Annotated in this window: 1 protein-coding gene; it reads left to right on the top strand. The window is 52.1% G+C overall.

Annotated features, from left to right (window positions below; genetic code table 11):
* Positions 1-448: 448 nt before the first annotated feature.
* Positions 449-652 carry a cold-shock protein gene (locus A3AG_RS0100050; protein WP_012354797.1) on the top strand — a complete coding sequence of 68 codons (204 nt, stop codon included), beginning with the start codon at positions 449-451 and terminating at the stop codon, positions 650-652.
* Positions 653-1,476 lie beyond the last annotated feature (824 nt).

Here is a 1,476-nt window from a genome sequence, read left to right as displayed (position 1 = left end):
CGTCATCTTCTGGATCCTTTATGCCCGCCATTATGGCCGGCTCAGGCCCCAGCTCTTCCACTTAGCCGACTGTCCGAATTTCCGCCGCCACCTCTGCGCTCGATTCTTTTCGCCGGCGCTTATGAACTAACTGCATTGGGCTTCATCTAAGCAAGTGCAATACGCATTCTGACAGGAAACGTAGAAGAATGCAGGTGGCGGCATTTTAGCGCCAACTGGCGCGCCGTTGGCGAAACTAGCGGCGCATGGGCCGTTGACGGGGCGAACTTTCGTCACGGATTCGGTTCGCACTGATGAATTGAGTTTTTCTTCAGAAGGCTTTTTAATCCGCATTACTATGTTGTCATAGCGTCAAGCGTGGTTATATTTATGCTATTGCACACATAGTAGTGTTTTTCCAGCAAGAGATGTGGCCCAAGGCCAAAACAATAGCAACTTTGAGGATGAAATGGCGACTGGTATTGTAAAGTGGTTCAACAGTGAAAAAGGATATGGGTTCATCACGCCCGATGATGGCGGTAAAGACTTGTTCGCTCATTACAAGGAAATCCAAGGTGCCGGCTTCAAGTCACTGGAGGAGGGCGCGAAAGTAGAATTTGAAATCACGCAGGGTATGAAGGGGCCGCAGGCGTCAAAGATTCGTAAGCTCTGAGCACTTGATAGCCATTTAACTATCTGGCGGCGTGGCGCTAATTTGTCCGCGAGTTTGGCACCATCGTCGCTCCTTTGTATTTTTTTCCGGAAATCGCTGGGAAGATATGCGCAATTCAGGATTGTAATTACCACTTCCACAAGACCCTCGCAGCAGGGCATATAATATTTGAGTGCTTTCGTTATCCGCAAGTGGCGCCAGCAATCGGTGCGTTGTAGTAGTGGGAGCAGACTGAATCGTCGGGCGCTAAAGTACGGCCCAGCCACATCCGTTGGTCGCCCGATTTCTGCACTTCCCCAACCGGTCGGAAATTACTGTGGCGTCAGGTCGGTTCTTGACGCGGGTGAAGCGGCGTATCGCCTCTTGATGATCTTGGGCATGTATGGATCTGCGCCGCCTGCCGAATTTGGATCGACGTGCGCAAATGGAGCAAGAACAACATGCCACTGGGTCGGCTTGCCAACGCAGCGTTGCGGGAGCGAAAGGTCCAATTGCACGATGCGCTCGAACTATTAGTCGCTGTAAAGATTAGGCGCGACGGTGTCGTTGACTTCAACGCCCGGGGCATGAAATGTTTTTTTTCGCATCGCTTGATCTGAATGTCGCAACCCCGAGCATTCATGTGTTGTCGCTGGAACAATGCGAACAAGCACTCCAGTACATCGTGGAGTCTCATGCTTCGCGCTGAGCAACTCCTTGAACCTGAACTCAATCGAGGCGGCTCCGCGCCGCTAGGGATACTCTGCACAAACGCGAATCGAGTGTGCTTGGCCGTTTAACAGGAAGCTGAATGCGCCACGACGCCAACCTATCAGCTCGGAGCG

This window comes from Cupriavidus neocaledonicus, assembly GCF_000372525.1.
GTDB lineage: Bacteria > Pseudomonadota > Gammaproteobacteria > Burkholderiales > Burkholderiaceae > Cupriavidus > Cupriavidus neocaledonicus.
This window is presented reverse-complemented; position numbering and strand designations above follow the sequence as displayed.

What these genes read in the sequence shown, in the direction of transcription:
- A3AG_RS0100050 (WP_012354797.1), top strand. Translation starts at nt 449, where the DNA reads ATGGCGACTGGTATTGTAAAGTGGTTCAACAGTGAAAAAGGATATGGG.